Genomic DNA, 21,800 nt, shown 5'->3' with positions numbered 1-21,800 from the left:
GTTTATGAGTCTGGCACCCGGGCTGGGGAATACGCTCAGCAGCTGGCTGATTGCCTTTCCGGCGCTCTTCTCGATCATCAATCCCCTGGGGGCATCACTGATCTTCGCTCAGGCGACGGAAGGGCGCGATCGCCGCGAGGTTGTCGAACTGGCGCGTCAGGTGGCACTGAATTCGCTGGGCATCATGCTGGTGTCCATCTGGTTCGGGAGCTGGATCCTCGGGTTCTTCGGAATTTCGATCAACGCGCTGCGCATTACGGGCGGTCTGGTTGTGGCGTCGCGAGCCTGGCTGATGCTGTTGCAACCCGAGACGTCGGAGGCGCGCAAGGAAAAGCAGGCGCTGCAGGGTGGCCGGACGGTAACGACGCCGGATCTGCGGGAGACGGCGTTCTTTCCGCTGGCCATGCCGTTTACGGTGGGGCCGGGCAGCATTTCCGTGGCCATCGCGCTCAGTTCATCCACGCCGCCGAACATGCCCACCGCGGATTATTATGTTGGTGTGTCGGCTGCCGCGACGACCATGGCGATCGTGGTGGCGGTCGTTTACGCCTACGCGGAGCGGGTTGTTGCGATGCTGGGGGTGACCGGAACGCGGATTGTCAGCCGGCTTGCGGCGCTGATCCTGCTGGCGATCGGTGTGCAGATCCTGGCGTCCGGTGCGGAAGGGTTCCTTGTCGAGGCGCTGAAACAGGCCAGGGCCGCCTGATCATCGCTCGGCCAGTATGGCGTGAACGCGTTCGCGCAGGGCGGGAATGACCTCTTCCTGAAACCATGGCGCTTTTCTTTCCCAGACGCCGGTACGCCATGAGGGGTGGGGCAGAGGAAAATATTCGGACAGATAATGCCGGAAATTCCTGACGCGTTCCGTGACTGAACCGCGTCCCAGAACATGGTTCTGGGAATAGCTGCCGACGAGCAGCGTCAGGCGGATATCCGGCATGAGGGAAAGGACGCGACGGCGCCAGAGTGGGGCGCATTCCGGGCGGGGCGGGTTGTCGCCGCCTTTGGGCAGGCGTCCGGGATAACACAGGCCCATCGGAAAAATGGCGATCTGGCGCGTGTCATAAAAGATGTCTTCTGAAATGCCGAGCCAGTCGCGAAGGCGGTTGCCGGAGGGGTCGTAGAAAGATTTTCCGGCAATATGGGCCTTGGTGCCAGGGGCCTGACTGGCGATCAGAATCCGCGATGTGGCTGAAGCATGGATCAGAGGTCTGGCGCCGAGCGGGAGATGGGCCTCGCAGACCCGGCAGGCCCGGACTTCCGTGAGGAGTGCCTCGAGGCGCTCCTCGGGTGACGGAACGGGCAGGGTCATTCTTCCTCGGGGATCAGCGGCATTTCCGGCTGCCAGGCGTATTCTTCGCGGGGGACATAGACGTGCTCGCCCAGGCTCCGCAGGCTCTCGAAGAGTGTAACGTGTTCTACGGACATGGGTTTGCTGCGGAAGAGATTGTGCCGTTGGACCCATTTGATGGCGTCCGCGCGCTGGTTCGGGAAAAAATGCCCCAGCGTGACGGCTGGCTGGAAGCGGCGCCTGGCTGGTGGACAGCCGGCACGGCGAAGGGCGCTTTCAACCTGGGACTGCAGCGCCTCCAACTGGCGGGTGCGCTCGACCCCGATCAGGAGACTGTCCGCAGTGAGACCTTCCCGGATGTCGGCCTGAGCGAGCGAAAGTTCGAAAGGCTGCCAAGCAAGGCGGGAGAGGGCGAGGTCGATTTCCTCCAGCCGGTGCCGGTCGGTGATCTCTCCGATGAAGCGGAGGGTGATGTGATGGTTTTCGGCTGGAACCCATTGCACGCCGGGCATGGAACCGCGCATCAGCGCAAGCGTTTCCCGGACATCGGCAGGAAGGTCGAGTGCGACAAAAAGTCTCAAGAGGCGCGTTTCCCATGAAAAAGAAGTAAGGGGCGGATGAGTATTCTTGACCCTTCCGGCAAAAACCCCACATTCAGTTTGAGTGTACGGACGGCCCTCCCGGGTTCGTCAAGCGCCCTTTTCAGAAGGGCATCTCATTGGAAAAGGTGTCATGGCTTTTAATACCAACTTCAGCAGAGCCGGTGTGCAGGCCGGAGCCGGCAGTCTCGATGCCGGGCTTCGTGCTTATATGTGCCGGGTCTTCAACTGGATGGCGCTTGGTCTGGTGATCACGGGACTGGTCGCCTATGGCGTGGCGCAGACATCCCTGCGCGCTCTCTTCTTCCATCTGGCAGAGATGCCGAACGGTGCCATCGTCCTGCGCCCGACCTTGCTGGGCGGGATCAGCATTTTTGCGCCGCTTGTGTTCGTGATGGTCCTGTCCTTCGGGGTCAACCGTCTGTCGCGGCCGGCGGTGCAGGGGATTTTCCTTCTGTTCAGTGCGGCGATGGGTGCCAGCATGGCCAGCATTCTGCTGAGCTATACGGGCGTTTCCGTGGCGCGGACCTTCTTCGTGACCGCCATTACATTCGCCGGAATGTCGCTGTGGGGATACACGACGGGCGCCAATCTCGCTCGACTCGGTTCCTTCCTGTTCATGGGGCTGATCGGGATCATTCTGGCTTCCGTGGTGAACATTTTCCTGCACAGTTCGCCGCTTGGCATGCTGGTTTCCATAATAGGTGTGGGGCTTTTCACCCTACTGGCGGCGTATGACACGCAGCGCATCAAGATCACGTACCAGCAGTACATGGCTTATGCTGGTCCAGAAGATGTTGCGAAGCTGAGTGTCTATGATGCGCTGACAATGTATCTCAATTTCGTGAACCTGTTTCAGTTCCTGATCCAGTTCATGGGGGTTCGCTCAGGTAACAACGACTGAGATTACTCTCTCAGCGATACTGGAGATCCTGAAAGGGGCGGCAGTTGATGCCGCCCCTTTCTGCTTTTTGGACCAAAAAAGTCTTGAATTATTTCCGCGAATTCTAAACGAGTTTACATTAAAAATCGGTAATGTTCAGACTTAATGAAAGTCGTAATTAGATCAAATGTGGCGAAAAACAGCCATTTCACTCTGAGCCCTATGTCGGGGGAGGGCTCACGAAATCCGTGATAAGCCTTGTCTTTGAGGCGATTCAGGCGGAAAAAACCTGAGGAACCGGGACAGCCGTGTCCCATGCTGAATGAATTTCAGGGTCGGATCTTTGATCCGGTTCCTGACGTCAGGATACGAACGAGAAAGGTAGCAGACTATGGCAGCGTTCGGCGGCACTGATGCGGACCTTATCGTGTCAAACCGTTTCCCGGCGACTACTGCAAGCCGGAACGGATGATGAAAGCAGGACCGATGAAAAAACTCTGGCGATATCTCCCAGCGTTGCCGGCGCTGATGCTATCGGGTTGTACGGTTGATCTGCTTCAGCCGCGCGGCCCGGTCGCAGAAATGAACCGCGATGTCATGGTGGCGGAATTCGTCATCATGATGCTGGTCGTGGTTCCCACCTGCGCCGCGACGCTTTATTTTGCGTGGAAGTATCGTGCTTCCAACAAAGAGGCCGAATACCTCCCGACCTGGGATCATTCGACCGCAATTGAATATGTCATCTGGGGCGTCCCCGCCATCCTGATCGCCCTTCTGGGCGCCATCAGCTGGTGGAGCACGCATGCTTATGACCCGTACCGCCCGCTTCAGACGGCTGACAACGTCAAGCCCCTGAATGTTCAGGTGGTCTCTCTCGACTGGAAATGGCTGTTCATCTATCCGGATCTGGGGATCGCAACGATCAACCAGCTGGATGTCCCGACGAACACGCCGCTGAACTTCCAGATTACTTCTGACACCGTCATGACGTCGTTCTTCATCCCGCGTCTGGGTTCGATGATCTACTCCATGCCTGGTGAACAGACCCAGCTGCATCTGCTTGCAAGTGAATCCGGGGATTACCTCGGTGAGGCTTCACAGTTCAGCGGTCGTGGTTTCTCGGATATGAAGTTCCGTACCCTCGCCATGGATCCGGCTCAGTTCAACGACTGGGTTGAGAAGGTGAAGAGCGGAAGTGAAAATCTCGACGACACCACATACCCGAAATATGCTGCACCGCAGGAAGCTGCACCGGTACAGTATTTCGCGCATGTCCAGCCGGATCTCTTCGACGGCATCGTTGCCAAGTATAACAACGGCATGATGGTGGACAAGAAGACGGGCAAGGTCATGCACATGCAGTCTGCTTCCAACACTGCACCGTCCGACACTGGCATGAAGGAATAACCGACAGATGCTCGGAAAACTCTCCTTATCAGCCATACCGTTGGATGTGCCGATTCTTGTCGGTACGTTCCTTGGTGTTGCTGTCATCGGTCTCGCCGTACTGGGTGCTGTCACCTATTATGGCAAATGGGGCTATCTCTGGCGTGACTGGCTGACGACTGTCGACCACAAGCGTCTTGCCGTGATGTACATCATCCTGGCGATCGTCATGCTGTTCCGCGGTTTCGCGGACGCCATCATGATGCGTACCCAGCTCGCGCTGGCTTACAAGGGTAATCCCGGTTACCTTCCGCCGCATCACTACGACCAGATCTTCTCCGCTCACGGCACCATCATGATCTTCTTCATGGCGATGGCGTTCATGACGGGCCTGATGAATCTGGTTGTTCCCCTTCAGATCGGTGCTCGCGACGTTGCGTTCCCGTTCCTGAACTCGCTCAGCTTCTATATGACGCTGGTCGGTGCCCTGCTGATCAACATCTCGCTGTTCATCGGTGAGTTCGCTCAGTGCGGCTGGCTGGTTTACCCGCCTCTGTCCGAAATGCAGTTCAGCCCGGGTGTCGGCGTTGACTACTATATCTGGGCCGTTCAGATCTCCGGTGTCGGTACGCTGCTGACGGGCGTGAACTTCTTCACGACCATCGTCAAGATGCGTGCGCCTGGCATGGGCTGGATGCAGATGCCGGTCTTCACCTGGACCGCGTTCTGCACGACCGTGCTGATCATGGTGTCCTTCCCGGTTCTGACCGTGACGCTGGCTCTGCTCAGCCTTGACCGTTACCTCGGCATGCACTTCTTCACGAACGATGCCGGCGGCAACGTCATGCTTTACCTCAGCATGATCTGGACCTGGGGCCATCCGGAAGTTTACATCCTCGTCATCCCGGCGTTCGGTGTTTTCTCCGAGGTCACTGCAACGTTCTCCCAGAAGCCGCTCTTCGGCTACAAGACGATGGTGTACGCCACGTGCTCCATCATGGTGCTCTCCTTCGTCGTGTGGGTGCATCACTTCTTCACCATGGGTGCTGGTGCCAACGTCAATACCTTCTTCGGTATCATGACGATGATCATCGCCGTCCCGACGGGTGTGAAGATTTTCAACTGGCTGTTCACGATGTATAAGGGCCGCGTGGAATTCACGGCTCCGATGCACTGGACGCTCGGCTTCATGATCACCTTCTCCATCGGTGGTATGACCGGTGTCATGATGGCCATGCCGGCCGCTGACTGGATCCTGCACAACTCCCTGTTCCTGATCGCCCACTTCCACAACGTCATCATCGGCGGTGTGTACTTCGGCTACATCGCGGGTATGGGTTTCTGGTTCCCGAAGGCTTTCGGCTTCAAGCTGAACGAAGCCTGGGGCAAGCGCGCTTTCTGGTGCTGGTTCGTCGGTTTCTACTTGGCCTTCATTCCGCTTTATGTCCTCGGCCTCGAAGGCATGACGCGTCGTATGAACCACTATGACAACCCCGACTGGTATCCGTGGATGCTCGTTGCTGAAGTTGGTGCAATCGTTATCGCCTGCGGTATCGTCTGCCAGCTCACGCAGCTCTACGTTTCCATCCGTGACCGTAACCTGCCCGAGAACCTTGATCTGACGGGTGATCCGTGGAACGGCCGTACGCTGGAGTGGTCCATTTCCTCTCCGCCGCCGGCTTATAACTTCGCGGTCATTCCTGACATTCATGGTCTCGACACGTTCCACACCGAGAAGCAGCTGGGCCTGAAGGCTCACGGCAAGCCGCTGGCTCCGATCCACATGCCGAAGAACACATCTGCTGGTGTTTTCATCGGTCTGTTCAGCTTCATCCTCGGTTTCGCTTCGATCTGGTACATCTGGTGGCTCGCTGCCATCGGCCTGATCGGTATCGTTGCAACCATGATCCTGCGCAGCGCTGACCGCGACGTCGACTACTATGTCCCGGTGAGCGAAATCGAGCACAACGAGGAAGTCTATTCTCGTCGTATCGCTGCTGCGCAGGCAGCAGAGTAAGAGGGGCGCATAAGACTTATGGCTCACGAAGCAACCATGTCGCCTCTGGCACACGCTGACGATCACCACGGGGAGCACCACGAGTCCCCCAACGTGTTCGGCTTCTGGCTCTACCTGATGACGGACTGTGTCCTGTTCGGGTCGATCTTCGCTGCCTTCGCGGTCCTCCGGAACCAGTATGCCGGTGGCCCGTCGGGCAAGGAACTGTTCGATCTGACGAACGTGGGGATCGAGACGGCTATCCTGCTGTTCTCGTCCATCACGTACGGCTTCGCCTCGCTGAACGCGCTGGCGAAGAACAAGAAGATGGTCCTGCTGTGGCTGGCCGTTACGTTTGTGCTGGGTCTTTCCTTCGTTGGTCTGGAACTGAACGAGTTCAGCTCCATGATCGCAGAAGGCAATGGTCCGGACCGTTCCGCTTTCCTTTCCGCGTTCTTCACGCTGGTTGGAACGCACGGTCTGCACGTCACCTGCGGCCTGATCTGGATGGCTGTTCTGATGGTGCAGATGATGGGTCCGCAGGATCTGTCCGAGCGTATGATGAACAAGCTGGCCTGCCTCAGCCTGTTCTGGCACTTTCTTGACATCGTCTGGATCTGTGTCTTCTCGTTCGTCTATCTCGCAGGAGTGATGTAATGACCCAGGCTCCTACCACCACGATGACGGGTGACAGCCACGGCTCTTATCCGTCCTATCTGATCGGCTTCGTTCTGGCCGTGATCCTGACGGTGGCATCCTTTGCCGCTGTCATGTCTCACGCCCTGTCTCCGGGGATGGCGCTTGCAGCCCTGACGGTTCTTGCCGTCGTGCAGATCGTCGTCCACCTGGTGTTCTTCCTCCACATGAACACCAGCACCGAGCAGAGCTGGAACCTGATGTGCTTCATCTTTGCTGCGGCATCGGTGATCGTCATCATCGGCGGTACGATCTTCATCATGCATGACACTGCGATCAACATGATGTCCCGCTAAGGTTTCTTTCGAAACCTGAGGGAAGGGCTGGCAGGAGAAATCCTGTCAGCCCTTTTTTTATGCCCGGTTTCCTTTGTGCTTCAGGCCGCTAAAGGAGCTGAGCTGGCGAGCGGGCATAAAAAAACCCGGTCTCCTGGGAGACCGGGTGAAAGATGCCGCCAAAGAAAAGCGGGTTCAGTCCTTGTGGGGTGCCTCGGACAGCATGGCGGCCTTGCCGGGCTTGTCTTTCCATTCTTCAGCGTCCGGCATGGCGTCGATCTTGCGGGTCATGTTCGGCCACTGAGTCGAATATTTCGCGTTGATCTCAATCCATGGGGCGGCACGGTTGTCGCTGTCCGGGAAGATGGCCTCTGCCGGGCATTCCGGCTCACACACGCCGCAGTCGATGCATTCGTCAGGATTGATGACGAGGAAATTCTCACCGGCGTAGAAGCAGTCTACGGGGCAGACTTCCACGCAATCCGTGAACTTGCAGCGAATGCAGTTTTCGGTGACCACATAGGTCATTGACGTCTCCGATCGTCTTGCTGGTCCGGCATCCGGCCGGTTTCATCCGAGCGGGATGATATGCGAAGGTTTGGCCTCAGACGCAAGCATCGTCAGCCGTCTTCTGTGATGGCTTCATAAAGAAGTGCGGCTTCTTTTGCCGGACCGCGGCGTTCACCAAGATCCAAGACGCGCCACACGCGCACTTCTCCGCCAGAAACGGCCGGAAAAGTCAATATGTCGCCAACGTGAAGTTTGGCATGGGGCTTGCTGGTTGCCTGCCGGTTGATGCGGATACGGCCCTTGCTGACGATGGCCGCACAGAGCGGGCGCGTCTTGGCGACGCGGGCGTAATACAGCCACTGGTCCAGCCGCTGGTAGTCTTCGCTCATGGACGGATTTTTTCTCTGAGAGCTGCGAGCGCTGCGAAGGGGCTGTCGGTTCGGGGTGGGGCCGGACGTCTGGGCGGGACGTGGTGCGGTGCGGATCTTCGGCGACGCGACGCCCGGGTCTTGCGGTCATTCAGGATCATGAGCGGACGGGGCGGGCCTGCATGGGCGGATGAGGGGGCTTCGGCCGGCTGGTGTGCGATGCCGAGGCCTTTAAGAATGGAGGGGAGCATGTCAGCCTTCACGCCCAGTCTGGATGCCAGGCTGAGCGGGGCGGCATGGTCGTGACGGACGGCGAGCTGGTGCATTTCCGCGATACAGCGTTCCGCAATATCGAGGCGCAGGCCGGTGTCGCCTGCCCGGATCCAGCCGAATTGCCCCTGGATATCGCTCCAGGGTAGCGAAACGCGGCCGGGCGCGGTCGGGCGGATCGGGGTCTTGTTGTGCAAGGCATGGAGAAGGCCCAGGAGCGCGAGTGGACGGGCCCGGAAGAGGGGGGGGCAGTAGATCGAGAAACGTCCAATCTCGACGCCTCCCTTGCGCAGTCTGCTTTTCAGGGCCGGGGAAAGCGCATGGTCTTCGGGCAGGGTTTCGGTGATGCCGCCGTCTTCCATGAGGCGGTGCAGGATCGCGCGCAGCTGGGGTTCGTGTTCGGCGAGGGCCTGACTGCGGTAGAGAGGCCTGAGGTCCCGCTGGATTAACTGTGCCACGAAATCCAGAAGGCGCGTTTCGACATGGGTTTTCTGGACGGTGTCGGTGAACTCGGCCGGGAAAAGCTGGATCGCGGGACGGAGCAGGGAAGCGTCTGCGGTGAGGCGACCGAGGCGCGTGTCTTCCCAGAAGAGTTCGCCGTTCGTAGTGTCCAGTCTGAGGGATGTGTCGGGCGCGTCCTGAAGCATGCGGATGCGACGCGGGATTTCATGCAGCAGGGCCTTGCGGCCGGCGCGCAGGATGATCTGGCGGTCGGGGCCTGCGGCGACATCCGTTTCCAGTGTGAAGCCACGGATGCGACCGATGCTGTGGCCTTCGACGAGGACTTCTCCGTCCGGTTTGACGGCGGAGAGCAGGCTGCGGTCGCTGTCACTGTCGAGGCGGCGCAGGAGCGTTGTGGCCCGGCGGTCCACGAAACGGGCGGTGAGACGTTCGTGCAGAGCGTCGGAGAGTTGGTCTTCGACTTCGCGGGCGCGTTCCTGCCACATTGCGGAGTGGCGGCTCCATTCAGTGCGGGCGGCGACGTAGGAGCAGACGCGCACGCCGGTGAGGCGGTGCATGAGCGTGTCGATATCGCCTTCGGTTTTGGCCAGGCCGCGGATATGGCCTTCCATCCAGTTGGCGGGGACGGAGCCTTCCTTGAGCAGATGCATATAAAGACGCGCGCAGAGGCGGGTGTGGCTGTCATCGCCGAGTTTGCGGAAATCGGGGATCTGGCAGACGTCCCAGAGGAGCGTGGTGGCACGTTTGCCCCGGGCGCTCTCATGGATGTCCGGATCCAGCATCAGGGATTCGAGCGTGGTGACGTCGGAGGCTACGCGGCCTGCGGTCAGGCCACGCAGCGGGGGCGGCCGGGTCAGGCTTTTGAGCAGGTTTGCGGGGCTGGTGAAGTCCAGCTCGTGGTTGCGCCAGTAGAGGCGCTGGATCGGGTCAAAGCGGTGCTGCTCAACGGCTTCGACGAGGGCGCTGGACATGGGCGGGCAGTCAGCTGTGGTACCGAAGGTTCCGTCTTTCATGCCGCGTCCGGCGCGTCCGGCGATCTGGGCGATTTCCTGTGGGAACAGGGGGCGGGGGACGGTGCCGTCGAATTTGCTGAGCTGGGCCAGGGCGACGTGATCGACGTCCATGTTCAGGCCCATGCCAATGGCGTCGGTCGCGACGAGATAATCGACTTCTCGGTTCTGGTAGAGCTCGACCTGGGCGTTGCGGGTGCGGGGGCTGAGCTGGCCCATGATGACGGCACATCCTCCGCGCCGTCGGCGGATGACTTCGGCCAGCGCATACACTTCGCTCATGGAGAAGGCGACAATGGCCGAGCGGGGTGGCAGGCGGGAGAGTTTGGTGTGTCCGGTGCTGCTCAGGCTGGAGAGGCGGGTGCGGATGTCGATCTCGATGCCCGGGACGAGTTTCTGGAGCAGCGGGCGGATGGTTTCGGCGCCAAGGAAGAGCGTCTCGACAGTGCCACGGGCGTGAAGGAGGCGATCGGTGAAGACATGGCCGCGGTCCGGGTCCGAGGCGAGCTGGATCTCGTCGATGGCGACGAACTCGGCCTTGCGGTCCAGTGGCATGGATTCGACGGTGCAGGAAAACCAGCGGGCTCCGGGCGGGACGATCTTTTCCTCGCCCGTGATGAGGGCGACGCTGCGCTCGCCCTTGATTTTGACGAGGCGCTCGTAGTTTTCCCGGGCCAGCAGGCGCAGTGGGAAGCCGATGATGCCGGACGCATGGGCCATCATGCGCGTTAAGGCATAATGGGTTTTGCCGGTATTGGTGGGGCCGAGGGCAGCACGGATGCTGGCTGGCATGGTATGATGGCCGGACGAGGTTCCGTGGAATGCACCCTTCATGTCTGAATGGTCGGGTGCCTGCGGAGCAAAAGCAAGCATCTGAAGCCCATCCGGGTGATCTTTATCGGGTCGGGCCGGTATTTGAGGAAGAAAGTCATATGAATCCGCATCCCCAGCTTCCCTTCGTAACCTCTGCCGACGCAGCTTCGGCCCGTCTGGTTCACCTGGTGGCCTGTGAGGACAGTGCGACCGTCTCGCGCCTTCTGGGGGAGCATGCGGCGTTTCTTCAGGGACAGGGATTTTCCGCAAAGGACGGGGCTTTCACGCTGCTGCCGGGTGACGGGGGCGTCGGGGCGGCGATTCTGTGTGTGGCGTCCGCACGCGCCCATGATCCGGTGGCTTTCGGCAAGCTGGGGACAGCCCTGCCGGAGGGGGACTGGACGGCGGTGCTCCACGGGCTTGATGAGGGGGCACTGGAGAGCGCGCTGCTCGGGTTCTGCATGGGGGCGTATCGTTTCAGTCTGGGCGAGGACAAACCTGTCACGACGCGGATGGTCGTGCCGGATGATGCGAAGCGGCTCGTTGCCCTGTCGAAGGCGCTGTGGTTCGGGCGGGATCTGATCAACATGCCCGCCAATCTGCTGGGGCCGTGTGAACTGGCGGATATGGCCGGTGCGGCGCTGGTGCATCGCGGGGCGAGCGTCAGTCTGGTGGACGGGGATGATCTGCGGAGTGCGTATCCGTGCCTGGCGGAAGTGGGCGAGGGGTCGGAGCGCAAGCCGGTCGTGGTCGTGGCGCGGTGGAAGGCCCGTGAGGAGGCGCCGCGGATTTCGCTGATTGGCAAGGGCGTGTGTTTCGATACGGGCGGGTACGATCTCAAGGGTGCGGCGGGCATGTTGCGCATGAAGAAGGACATGGGCGGGGCAGCGCTGATGCTGGCCGTCATGTGTGCTGCGATCGATCTGGGGCTGGATGTGGATCTGGAACTGCGTCTGGGCTGTGTAGAGAACAGTGTCTCGGGTCATGCCATGCGGCCCGGCGATGTGCTGCGGACACGCAGTGGCAAGACGGTCGAGATTGGCAATACGGATGCGGAAGGGCGTCTGGTGTTGTGTGATCTCATAACGGAGGCGTCTGAAAGCCGTCCGGATGCCATTCTGGATGCTGCAACCCTGACGGGTGCTGCGCGTGTGGCACTCGGTCCGGATGTGCCCGCGCTGTTCAGTAATGACGATGAACTGGCCTCACTCATTCTCGAATCGGGAAAAACGACCGCCGATGTAATGTGGAGAATGCCGCTCTGGCATGGCTATGATGCATGGCTGGATAGTAAAGTGGCTGATTTCGGAAATGTGACCTCAAAGCCCATGGCGGGGGCGATTACGGCCGCGCTCTATCTTCAGAAATTCGTTCCGGACGGCCAGAAATGGGCGCATATCGACACTTATGCGTGGAATGACGGCGCCCGGCCGGGCCGTCCCGAGGGCGGAGAAGTGCTTGGTCTTCGGGCAATTCTGGAGAGTTTGTCACGAATTCATAATAATTCCTGAGCTTCCATAAAGCGTTTCAGTCGGCGAACAGTGTGGCCGAGCGATGGAGTGTTAAAAGATTAGGGTGTCAAATGCGCTTTAATGAGGCATACGCCCTTTTATCGTTTCGATGCAGAGTCATCGTCTACTGGATTGTTTTGGAACCCGTATGCTTGCGTATGCGTTTCGAATCACCATCTGAATGCCACTACGGCCTCTCCGGACATGGAGAGGCAGAGACAATTTCACGTCGACCCTCATCCCGTCGGCTCCTGTTATGGGATCGGACAACAGATGAGGGAGGGACTGCTTAGGAGAGAGATCATGCCCCAGGCTACCAATGATCAGATGCTCAACCTTCTGTGCGACACCATCGTTTCCATGGTCCGCCGTGACGGACCCGACCTTTCGGCCCGCCAGCTCGCTGTCTTCCTGACCTGCTATCTGCGGGACGGGGCTCACACGGTTCGTGGCCTGGCGCTGGAACTCAAGGTGTCCAAGCCGGCCATCACCCGTGCGCTCGACCGTCTGGGCGAACTGGATCTGGCACGCCGCAAGGTCGATCCGCTGGACCGTCGCTCGGTGCTGGTGCAGCGCACGCTGAAGGGTTCCACCTTCCTGCGTGAAATGCGCGCCGTCATGGCGGAAGCTTCCGGCACGCGCTCCACGCGCACGGAACGCGCTTCGGCTTCGGTCGAGCGTCTGAGCAGCCGTCGCGCTGGCTGAGTTGACCCGCTGGGTTACCAGCGGTCCTGCACGCGGGTTTTGGCCCGCGTGCAGACATACCCTGTCCACAGCAGCTGTGGCAGAACGATCATCAGAACCATCGTGATGATCTGACCTGTGGCGAAAGCTACAGCGCCCCAGAGGGCAAATCCCCAATAGATGAACGTGACGAGCGGGACGGATAGTCCTGAGCGGACGGCCAGCTGATACAGATGGCCACGATGGGCCTGTGCGAGCCTGTCACCGGCGCGCGCCCGGCGTGCGAGCGTGAAGGTCACATCCCACAGCACGCCTGAGAGCAGGGCGATGACGAGCACCGCGCTGCCTGTGCCGAAGCCGGTCATGCCGCCCCAGGCGATGGCGAGGCCGATTGGCTGGCTGCCTACATCGCCCATGAAGATCCGGGCTTTCGGAAAATTATAGGGCAGGAAGCTCAGCAGGCAGACGGCGAGCAGGACAAAGGCGACGGGCATGAGGCCCGTGCTGGCGAGAACCAGAGCGGAAATTGCCATGACGCCCGAGGCCAGTCCGTTGATGCCGTCGATGAAATTGAGGGCGTTTGTGATGAAGACGGCTGCGAGCACGAAAGGGATCAGTTCGGGCAGGGTTGCGCCTGTTCCGATGGCCGCGGCGATTGCCGCAACGAACTGAGCCGCGAGTTTATATCGCGCAGGGAAAGGGCGGACGTCATCGAGCCATGAGACCGTGCCGAGCAGGATCATGCCGACCAGAAGCCCTGTGATGGCAGGGACGATGCGCGTCGACGCATGGGCCTCGTACAGGGCAGGTGGCAGGCAGAGGATGAAGGCGCCGACGATGCCGATCCCGCCGCCTTTGGGCGTCGGGCGGGTATGGGAACTGCGGGCGACGGGATGGTCCAGAACGCCCGCGCGGATCATGAGCAGGATCAGGAGATTGCACAGGACAACGGCGGCGATGCAGGCGAGCGTGACGCCGCTGGTCAGGTTCTGGAAAGAAAAGGGCATGGGACGACTTTATGGGAGGGAGGCTTTTGGCGCTATAAGGGGCGCGTGACATCCGTTCATCCTACAGGGCCCACATCCCAGGCCTCAATGCCCCCTTCAGGCCCGGCCCCGCGCTCTTCGATGCCGGCGCGGCGCATCGCTCTCAATGTGGTGCTGGATGGAGTCGTGTCCGCGGCTGCGGCGCCGGTGGCGCGCTGGCTGGCTGATCCGGCAGGGGGATGGCTTCATCCGCTGTGGTTCATTGCCGGGGGCGGGATCACGCTGCTGGTGGGGGGGCTGCCGTTCCGTATTCCGCAGCAGTACTGGCGGTTTTCGGGTGTGGCGGACCTGTTCAATATCGCCTGTGCGTCGGTTCTGAGCGCGCTGCTGTTCGCGGAACTGCTGCATGTGGCGGGTTATCCGCTGCCGACGCCGACTTTTCCCATCATTCATGCGCTGGTCCTGCTCGTGTTTCTGGGGGCCATCCGCATGATGTGGCGTCTGGCGGCGCGTCGCAGAAGTCTGGCTCTGGACGGCGAGCGCATTCTGCTGCTCGGAGCGGATCATGAAGCCGATCTGTTCATCCGGGCGATGGAGCGTGACAGCGGAAACAACCGTCGTGTGGTGGGGCTGCTGACCGGTGGAGCGCAGCAGGCCGGACGGCGCATTCATGACTGCCCGATCCTGGGGACGATCAGCGAAACGCCAGCCATTCTGGAGCGGCTTTTCGCTGCGGGGAAACTGCCGGATGCGCTCGTCATTACGGCGGGGGAAATCAAGGGCCGGGAGCTGGCCCAGATCCTCGAAGCTGCGCGGGTCTATGACATCGACGTGCAGCGCACACCGTCGCTTACGGCATTACAGCCGGCGGACCGAGTGGAGCTTCGACCGATCGCGATCGAGGATCTGCTGAACCGGCCGCCGGTGGCGCTCGATTCGCAGGGGATGGCGCGGCTGATCTGCGGGCGCGTCATTGCCGTGACGGGGGCCGGCGGGAGTATCGGTTCGGAACTGGCGCGGCAGATCGCGTCTTTCCAGCCAGCCATGCTGCTGCTGATCGAGAGCAGCGAATATGCGCTGTGGCAGATCAACCTGGATATTTCCGAGCGTTTTGCAGACGTGAAGCGCCAGCAGATCATCGCGGATGTGCGCGACCGGCGACGTATTGCTGAAGTGTTCGGAATGTACCGGCCGCATCTCGTCTTTCATGCAGCGGCGCTCAAGCACGTCCCGATCGTAGAAGACAATCCGGTCGAAGGTGTGCTGACCAATGTGATCGGCACGCGGATCGTCGCGGATGAGGCCGAGCGGGCCGGTGCGCAGGCGATGGTGATGATTTCCACGGACAAGGCGGTCAATCCGTCCAGCCTGATGGGAGCGAGCAAGCGTTGTGCCGAAGTGTACGGGCAGGCGCTCGACATGCGGGCGCGGGCCGGGCAGGGCAGTATGCGCTGTGTGACCGTACGGTTTGGCAATGTACTGGGCTCTACGGGATCGGTCGTGCCGCTGTTCCGGCGGCAGCTTGAGCATGGCGGGCCGCTGACGGTCACGCATCCGGACATGACGCGCTACTTCATGACGGTGCCCGAGGCCGTGGGGCTGGTGTTGCAGGCGGCCGTGCGCGGTACGCATGAGCGTGCGCAGAACGATGCGACGGATCTGCGTCTCAGGCAGGGCGGTATTTTCGTCCTCGATATGGGTGATCCGGTGCGGATCATGGATCTGGCGTTCCAGATGATCCGTCTGGCAGGGTTGCGGCCGGAGACCGATATCGAGATCCGCTTTACCGGACTGCGCCCTGGCGAAAAGCTGTTCGAGGAACTGTTCCACGGCCGTGAAGCGCCGGTCCCGACCGATGCGCCGGGACTACGGATGGCATCTCCGCGTACGGTCGATTTCAAGGTGGCGGCGGCCGCGATGGATGAGCTGGAGGCGGCCTGTCACGCGAGTGATCTGGGGGCCATCATGAGCATCCTGTACAGGCTGGTGCCTGAATTCCTTCATAACCGCGACGGTGGAATGCCGGTTGCGATGTCCCATCCCGATCCGGAGATGATAGCGCCATGACAAGGCAGATTGCTTTTCTCGACCTTCCCGCCCAGCAGGCGCGGCTGAAGGGCAGCATTCAGAAACGTGTGGACGCCGTCATGGCGCATTGCCGTTTCGTGCTTGGCCCCGAAGTGCAGGAACTGGAGCAGCGTCTGGCGGAGTTCGGCGGTGCGAAACATGCGATCGGCGTGTCGTCCGGGACGGACGCGCTGCTGATGGTGCTGATGGGCGAGGAGATCGGGCCGGGAGACGCGGTGTTTCTGCCGGCCTTTACCTATACGGCAACGGCGGAAGTTGTTCTGCTTCTGGGCGGCACGCCGGTTTTCGTGGATGTGGACCCGCAGACGTTTCAGATCAGTCTTGAGTCTCTGAAGGAGCGGCTTGAGGACGTGCGTCAGGCCGGGGAGATGGAGCCTCGGGTCGTGATCGGGGTGGATCTGTTTGGTCAGCCCGCACCCTGGGACGAGTTGAAGGCCTGGGCGGTGCAGGAAGATCTGACGCTGGTGGCCGATTGCGCACAGTCTTTTGGCGCGACGTATCATGGTCGTCGTCTGGGGCATGAGGCGAAGGCGACGACGCTGTCCTTCTTCCCGTCCAAGCCGCTGGGCGGCTATGGGGACGGTGGCGCAATCCTGACGGATGATGACGCTCTGGCGGCGCTGTATCATTCCCTGCGCACGCATGGGGAAGGCCGCACGCGCTATGAGGTCGAGCGGATCGGCATCAACGGGCGTCTGGATACGCTTCAGGCCGCCGTGCTTCTGGCGAAGCTCGACGTGTTCGGGGACGAGCTGAAGCGTCGGGATGCGATTGCTTCGGCCTATGATGCTGCCATGCCGGAAGGTATTGTTTCACCTGTTCGCGTTGCCGACAGCGAGAGCGCCTGGGCGATCTATACGATCCTGTTGCCCGATGCGGGCAGGCGGAATTCGCTTCAGGCGTTCCTGAAGGATGCCGGCGTTCCGACGGCCATTTATTATCCCAAGCCGCTCCATCGTCAGCCGGCTTATGCGCCACATCACGATGGGGCCGTGTTGCCGGTGGCCGAAGGGCTCGGTGCGCGGGTTCTGGCCCTTCCCATTCATCCCGAACTGACGGACGATGACGTCCGTTACATCACAGAAGCCCTCAATCGCTGGGCAGGAGAACAGGCGTGAGACGCGAACAGAAACTTCTGCTGGTTTTTGCGGCCCTTGTCCTCATTCCGGTGGGCATCATCTGGTTCGTGACCTGGCCGCTGCTGCATGCCTGGAAATTTCCGGAGGTGACGGCGGGGCAACTGAGCGCTCCTGTCAGTCGTGAACTCACGGCGGACGAGGTTCAGAAGGTCAATCTGTGGCTGCAGTCGCACGAAACGGCGTGGGGACCGTCGGGTGAGCGTCCGCCTGCACCGGGGCAGGTCATTCTGGAAATGACGACGGCGCAGGGGCAGCCGGTGATCGTGTCCATCTGGAAGCACAAGAAGCAGGACGACATTATCGGCGTTCAGCTTGAAAAGAATGGCCCTTACCGGATGAATGCCTTTCCGGATGCGCAGGTCATGGCGCTTCAGCCTGATGGCGCCCAACCCGCGAAATAAAAGACGGCTCCGGGTTCCGATGACATAAAAAAGACCGGCCTCCTCAAGGAGTGCCGGTCTTTTTTTGTTCTGTAGCGGGTGGCTTGTTGGGGCGGATTTACTTCTGCTGTTTTTCTTCCTGTTCCGTGACTTCGCCGACGGCGCGGCGGGTCTGGTTTTCGTCTTCCAGCGGGGCCGTGGCCTTGTCGCCCATGGCCAGCAGTGCGGCCGTGATGGGGGACGCCAGAATCAGGCCGGGCGCGCCGAGGATGGAGCCGAAGACCGTCTGCGAGAGGATGGCGAGGGCGGGCGGCATGTGAACCGCGCGGCGCTGGATCAGCGGGGCGAGGACATTACCTTCGAAGAACTGGATCACGCAGTACAGGATGCCGACGAACAGGGCTTCGTGGGTGCCGAGGGATAGTCCCAGCAGGACGGCGGGGACTGCGCCGAGAATGGCGCCGATATAGGGAATGAAGTTGCACAGGCCCGCCACGACGCCAAGCGCCAGGGCCAGAGGGATCCCGATCAGCGAAAGACCGATCCCCGACAGCATCCCGACTACCAGCATGTCCAGCGCCTGTCCGGCGGTCCAGGCCCAGAGGGTGGAGCCGGCGGTCAGCATCAGTTCCCGTGCAGCGGGACGGTGCTGCGTGGGGACGAGGCGCAGCATGCCGTCAATATAGACGGCCGGGCTCAGTGCGAAATACAGCCCGGCGATCAGGACCACCAGAAGGGTTCCGAGGATGCCAAACACGGAGCTGAGCAGTCCCGTGACCGAACCTGCGAGGCCTGAACCCAGCGAGCCGAGGCTCGCGGTGCCCGCAGCATTGCCGCCGAGCGACGAGGGCAGGTGATCGAGGACCATCTGGCCCAACGTTGAGCCGGAGAGATGGGCGCGCAGTTCACCGGACTGGGTGATGAGGGCCTGTTTGAGGCGGATGAACTGGTCGCTGATGGCCGGCCCGCTGTACCAGCCCAGACCGAACAGGGCCACGAGGATCACGACAGTGACCAGGGCGACCGCTCCCTGATACGGGATGACGGAAACGTGACGCCGGAGCATGCGCGCAAGCCCGTGCAGGACGATCGCCACGAGGGCGGAGGCGAAGATCACGGCCAGGACATCGCCGATCAGCCAGATCGCCAGCAGGCCCAGTGTGAGGGTCAGCGCGATGCGCAGCAGACCGGCGATTCTGGACAGTTCCCGCGCGCGAGGCTCTGTCTCGCTGCGTTCTGCCGGATCGGAAAAAGAGATGGGCATGGGGAAGGTCTGTCCTTGGTCAGTCGTTGTCGACTGGCTTATGGGCAGAGGGAAGGGGGGTCAATGGCCCCCCTTCTTTTGCCGACACGCTCGCATGCGTGCCGCCGACACTGGCCGGGATCGGACGGAATGCCCGGAGCCCGAACGGGTCTCAGGCGCGCAGGGCGACCGGAGCGGTGGTGTCTTCGATGGTGTAGGGGCCTGCTGCCACGATCTGCAGGGTCAGGACCGCTGCTGTCATGGTGTCGAGGGTGAGCATGGCGTTGCCAGCCGTCCAGCGCATGGGGGCGGCTTCATGGCCATGCCATCCATCGGCGTCCGTCGTGAGGTGTGTTGTGACCTGACGGGTAGAGGTGCTTTCGAACAGCGTCACGTCACCGACCAGGACGCCGAGATCGCGGCGGTCGTCGAGGAACGGTCCGACCACGTCACAGGGACGGCTGGTGCGGGACAGGATGCGGACAGCGCTGACACCGTCCGGCAGGCTGAAGACCGCCCGGTCACTGGCGATGCGGCTCGGAGCGAGCAGCGTTCCGCAGGGCAGCTGCAGGCGCAGTTCGGCATCCGTGGTCGTCGCTGCGGGAGCGGCGGTCACGTTGCTGCGGGCTGCGATGGCCGTCCAGACCGGCTCGACGCGGGCGCGATCGGTCACCAGTTCGGCAGCGGCATCGTGTTCCCAGCTTGCGGAGGGGCCACCGAAGGCGACGACGCGGCCGGTCTGCGTGAAGCTGCGACGGTTGCCGGTGTCGAGATACGATTCCGTTGCCAGACCGTTGGCGAGAATGACGGAATGGCCGTCAGTCTCGACATGCAGGTAGTCGTAGGACGTGATGGCGTAATCCCAGACGATGGAAGCGCCGTTGACCAGCATGCGGGCCGGAATGAAGCCGCCATCGAGGAACAGGCAGTGCTCGCCGGTGACCAGAAGGTCGGTATGAGGAACGCCATCGGCGATCGCATTGGCGCGGATGCGGACCGGATAGCCGGCCTGGTCGTCGGGGAGACCGGCGCGGACGCGGGCATGGGCGCGGCCAACCCAGGTCAGGGTGCGGGTCTCGCCGTCCGGGGTGACGACGCTGTCGCCGATCTCGAACGTCTCAACGGCGCGCTCGCCATCGGGCGTGGCGATCAGGGTGCCCGGAAGGAAGCAGACTTCCTGGAGATGGACGAGCGTGCTGCCGTCGCTGTCGCGCGACAGGGTCACGGTCTGGCCTGCATAGCCGCTGTAATTGTCAGCCAGCTTGAAGGAAATCTTCCCGTGGTTGCTGGTGATGACAAGATAGTCGTTGCTGATCGTGGCCGTCGTGCTGCTGTTGTAGCGCAGGAAGTTCAGATCGAGCGTGCTGCCCGTGTAGAGCTTCGTGTTCTGGACAACGGAGCCGAAATTCACGACCAGCGTGCCACCGTTCAGAACCGAGGCGTTGCGGACGGTGCCCCAGCTCGAGACGGCAAGCGTACCGCCGGCGCCAATGGTCGTGCCGTTTGCCTGGCCTGTCAGCACGTACTGCGTGCTGCCCTTGCCGACTGTCGTGTTGGTAGCGGTGCCGCCGAACACGACCTGATCGCCACCATTGAGGACGGTCTGCGTCGTGCTGCCGTTGGTGTAAACGGCTTCGATGCCGCCGCTTCCGACCGTCGTGTGGGAGGACGTGCCGCCCGAGATGATGGCCTGAAGGCTGTCACGGCTGATCGTGGCGTAGCTGGATGACCCGCCATATCCGACAACGACGGTGCCACCATTCACAATGGATGTCTTCGTGATGGAATCGCCATCAAGGACATACAGGACCCGGTTACAGCCGCTGACGGTCAGGCCGGAAGCAGACTGGGCGTGATGCGGACGGTAGGAGCAGCCGTGCCCGTCGTAGGAGGGAGAATGGAAGGGGCGGCCGTAATAGCAGTCGGATGGAGCGTGATATTCGCGGGTCATGTGCTGGGTTCCTGTATAACGGCAGGTTTTTAGAGCTGGAGGTTCCTTCCATTCCGAGATCCGCATGCCGGATTGGAAAGAGTGCCTGATTGTAGTGACAGGTCAGGAACACCCTGCAGCTGTTGCCGGTCAGGACCGAAACAGGATGTTAACCCCCTGGAGAGCCTATATCTCCCATAGTGGTTAACAAATAACAAATCATTTTTGTTAAGAGTTTCCTGTCAAGGAAATTTCAGGGCTTTAGCCGGTGGCTTCCTCAAGCTCTGCCTGGGCCTCGAGCCAGCTTTCCTCAACGGTTTCGAGGGTGGCGTTGAGTGCGGCGAGATGGACGTTCAGGGACGTTACTTCCGCGGCATCGCCAGCCTGATAGAGGGCCGGATCGGCGAGTCTGGCCTCGATTTTCGTCTTCTCGCCGGTGAGCTGGGCCATTTTGCTCTCCGCGTCACGGATTTTGCGACGCAGGGGAGCGAGGGCACGGGTCTGTTCCTTGCGGTCGATACGCTTCTGGGCCGACGAAGAGCCGCTGTTTTCTGATGGGGTGGCGGCCTTGTTGCGCTCGGCCATTTCGGCACGGGCTTTGCGGGCGCGTTCGAGAAGCCAGGCGCGGTATTCGGCCATGTCGCCCTCGAAGGGGGCGATCGTACCGTCTTCGACCAGCCAGAAGCGGTCGGCGACCGATTCCACGAGATGGCTGTCATGGCTGATGAGGACAACCGCGCCTTCGAATTCTGACAGCGCACGGATCAGGGCGTCACGGGCATCGAGATCGAGATGGTTGGTCGGTTCGTCGAGGATCAGCAGGTGCGGGGCTTCGCGGGTGGACAGGGCGAGGAGCAGGCGGGCCTTTTCGCCCCCCGAGAGCTCTCCGACTTTTGTTTCCGCACGGTTTTCGTCGAGGCCGAAGCGGGCGAGCTGGGCGCGGACGGCGGCGGGGAGCGCGTCTGGCATGGCGCGGCTCATATGGTCGATGGGCGTGTCGGTCAGGACGAGTTCGTCGCTCTGGTGCTGGGCGAAATAGCCGATCTTCAGCTTGGGTGAGTGGGTATAGGTGCCCGACATGGGCTCCAGCCGACCGGCCAGCAATTTGGCGAAGGTGGATTTGCCGCGGCCGTTCTGACCGAGCAGGGCGATCCGGTCTTCCATGTCCAGACGCTGGTTCAGGCCCTTGAGCACGACGCGGCCGTCATAGCCGAGGCTGACATTGTTCAGGCTCAGCATCGGCGGGGGCAGGGGCTGCGGCTCGGGGAAGGAGAAGCGGG

20 protein-coding genes are annotated in these 21,800 nt (G+C 61.4%); 11 read left to right on the top strand and 9 right to left on the bottom strand.

Annotated features, from left to right (window positions below):
• Positions 1–4: 4 nt before the first annotated feature.
• A complete protein-coding gene (locus KP701_RS12515) occupies positions 5–706 on the top strand; it encodes a MarC family protein (protein ID WP_215747399.1) in 702 nt (233 codons plus the stop codon).
• On the opposite strand, the gene KP701_RS12510 is transcribed toward KP701_RS12515, so the two are convergent.
• Both KP701_RS12510 and thpR read right to left on the bottom strand, forming a co-directional pair.
• Entirely contained in the window at positions 707–1,312 is a 606-nt protein-coding gene (locus KP701_RS12510) for a uracil-DNA glycosylase family protein (RefSeq protein ID WP_215747398.1), read from the bottom strand. It abuts the gene before it with no gap.
• The gene (gene thpR, locus KP701_RS12505) at positions 1,309–1,872 is read right to left on the bottom strand and encodes an RNA 2',3'-cyclic phosphodiesterase (RefSeq protein WP_215747397.1); all 564 of its coding nucleotides are present in this window, start codon (positions 1,870–1,872) and stop codon (positions 1,309–1,311) included. The genes KP701_RS12510 and thpR overlap by 4 nt, the downstream gene beginning before the upstream one ends.
• A gap of 151 nt (positions 1,873–2,023) precedes the next feature.
• On the opposite strand from thpR, the gene KP701_RS12500 reads away from it, so the two are divergent.
• The 5 genes from KP701_RS12500 to cyoD all read left to right on the top strand — a co-directional run bounded on the left by KP701_RS12500 (position 2,024) and on the right by cyoD (position 7,147).
• Positions 2,024–2,794, top strand: coding sequence for a Bax inhibitor-1/YccA family protein (locus tag KP701_RS12500; protein WP_215747396.1), 771 nt, complete (start codon positions 2,024–2,026; stop codon positions 2,792–2,794).
• A gap of 447 nt (positions 2,795–3,241) precedes the next feature.
• Positions 3,242–4,180 (top strand): ubiquinol oxidase subunit II, encoded by a 939-nt coding sequence (cyoA, locus tag KP701_RS12495; RefSeq protein ID WP_215747395.1) that lies wholly within the window; start codon positions 3,242–3,244, stop codon positions 4,178–4,180.
• Positions 4,181–4,187: 7 nt separating this feature from the next.
• Positions 4,188–6,176: a cytochrome o ubiquinol oxidase subunit I gene (gene cyoB / locus KP701_RS12490; protein WP_215747394.1), complete on the top strand. Its 1,989-nt coding sequence runs from the start codon at positions 4,188–4,190 to the stop codon at positions 6,174–6,176.
• A gap of 18 nt (positions 6,177–6,194) precedes the next feature.
• A complete protein-coding gene (cyoC, locus tag KP701_RS12485) occupies positions 6,195–6,812 on the top strand; it encodes a cytochrome o ubiquinol oxidase subunit III (RefSeq protein ID WP_062507473.1) in 618 nt (205 codons plus the stop codon).
• Positions 6,812–7,147 (top strand): cytochrome o ubiquinol oxidase subunit IV, encoded by a 336-nt coding sequence (gene cyoD / locus KP701_RS12480; RefSeq protein WP_062507471.1) that lies wholly within the window; start codon positions 6,812–6,814, stop codon positions 7,145–7,147. The genes cyoC and cyoD overlap by 1 nt, the downstream gene beginning before the upstream one ends.
• A gap of 174 nt (positions 7,148–7,321) precedes the next feature.
• Here cyoD and fdxA read toward each other — a convergent pair whose 3' ends face one another.
• The 3 genes from fdxA to KP701_RS12465 form a co-directional block, all read right to left on the bottom strand.
• Positions 7,322–7,654: a ferredoxin FdxA gene (gene fdxA, locus KP701_RS12475; RefSeq protein ID WP_011253433.1), complete on the bottom strand. Its 333-nt coding sequence runs from the start codon at positions 7,652–7,654 to the stop codon at positions 7,322–7,324.
• A 92-nt stretch (positions 7,655–7,746) separates the two neighbouring features.
• Positions 7,747–8,025 (bottom strand): RNA-binding S4 domain-containing protein, encoded by a 279-nt coding sequence (locus KP701_RS12470; RefSeq protein WP_215747393.1) that lies wholly within the window; start codon positions 8,023–8,025, stop codon positions 7,747–7,749.
• Positions 8,022–10,619: a helicase-related protein gene (locus KP701_RS12465; protein WP_252345604.1), complete on the bottom strand. Its 2,598-nt coding sequence runs from the start codon at positions 10,617–10,619 to the stop codon at positions 8,022–8,024. The genes KP701_RS12470 and KP701_RS12465 overlap by 4 nt, the downstream gene beginning before the upstream one ends.
• Before the next feature lie 59 nt (positions 10,620–10,678).
• On the opposite strand from KP701_RS12465, the gene KP701_RS12460 reads away from it, so the two are divergent.
• Together KP701_RS12460 and KP701_RS12455 are read left to right on the top strand one after the other, a co-directional pair.
• Positions 10,679–12,070 (top strand): M17 family metallopeptidase, encoded by a 1,392-nt coding sequence (locus KP701_RS12460; protein WP_215747392.1) that lies wholly within the window; start codon positions 10,679–10,681, stop codon positions 12,068–12,070.
• Between the two features lie 303 nt (positions 12,071–12,373).
• Positions 12,374–12,775: a MarR family transcriptional regulator gene (locus tag KP701_RS12455; protein ID WP_024717011.1), complete on the top strand. Its 402-nt coding sequence runs from the start codon at positions 12,374–12,376 to the stop codon at positions 12,773–12,775.
• Positions 12,776–12,789: 14 nt separating this feature from the next.
• Here KP701_RS12455 and KP701_RS12450 read toward each other — a convergent pair whose 3' ends face one another.
• Positions 12,790–13,761: a glycosyltransferase family 4 protein gene (locus KP701_RS12450; RefSeq protein WP_215747391.1), complete on the bottom strand. Its 972-nt coding sequence runs from the start codon at positions 13,759–13,761 to the stop codon at positions 12,790–12,792.
• A gap of 87 nt (positions 13,762–13,848) precedes the next feature.
• On the opposite strand from KP701_RS12450, the gene KP701_RS12445 reads away from it, so the two are divergent.
• The 3 genes from KP701_RS12445 to KP701_RS12435 are packed head-to-tail and all read left to right on the top strand — an operon-like array spanning position 13,849 to position 17,368.
• Positions 13,849–15,807, top strand: a complete 1,959-nt coding sequence (locus tag KP701_RS12445; protein ID WP_215747390.1) for a nucleoside-diphosphate sugar epimerase/dehydratase — start codon at positions 13,849–13,851, stop codon at positions 15,805–15,807.
• Positions 15,804–16,946, top strand: coding sequence for a DegT/DnrJ/EryC1/StrS aminotransferase family protein (locus tag KP701_RS12440; RefSeq protein WP_215747389.1), 1,143 nt, complete (start codon positions 15,804–15,806; stop codon positions 16,944–16,946). The genes KP701_RS12445 and KP701_RS12440 overlap by 4 nt, the downstream gene beginning before the upstream one ends.
• Positions 16,943–17,368 (top strand): hypothetical protein, encoded by a 426-nt coding sequence (locus KP701_RS12435; RefSeq protein WP_215747388.1) that lies wholly within the window; start codon positions 16,943–16,945, stop codon positions 17,366–17,368. The genes KP701_RS12440 and KP701_RS12435 overlap by 4 nt, the downstream gene beginning before the upstream one ends.
• A gap of 97 nt (positions 17,369–17,465) precedes the next feature.
• Here the strand turns inward: KP701_RS12435 and KP701_RS12430 are convergent, their stop codons facing one another.
• The 3 genes from KP701_RS12430 to KP701_RS12420 all read right to left on the bottom strand — a co-directional run.
• Positions 17,466–18,611 carry an AI-2E family transporter gene (locus KP701_RS12430; protein WP_215747387.1) on the bottom strand — a complete coding sequence of 382 codons (1,146 nt, stop codon included), beginning with the start codon at positions 18,609–18,611 and terminating at the stop codon, positions 17,466–17,468.
• 151 nt (positions 18,612–18,762) lie between these two features.
• Positions 18,763–20,541, bottom strand: a complete 1,779-nt coding sequence (locus KP701_RS12425) for a Hint domain-containing protein (protein WP_215747386.1) — start codon at positions 20,539–20,541, stop codon at positions 18,763–18,765.
• A gap of 240 nt (positions 20,542–20,781) precedes the next feature.
• Positions 20,782–21,800 (bottom strand): ATP-binding cassette domain-containing protein (locus tag KP701_RS12420; protein WP_215747385.1); only part of this gene is annotated, 1,019 nt, incomplete at its 5' end.

Origin of the sequence: Gluconobacter sp. P1C6_b (genome assembly GCF_018811945.1) — a bacterium.
Taxonomy (GTDB): domain Bacteria; phylum Pseudomonadota; class Alphaproteobacteria; order Acetobacterales; family Acetobacteraceae; genus Gluconobacter.
This window is presented reverse-complemented; position numbering and strand designations above follow the sequence as displayed.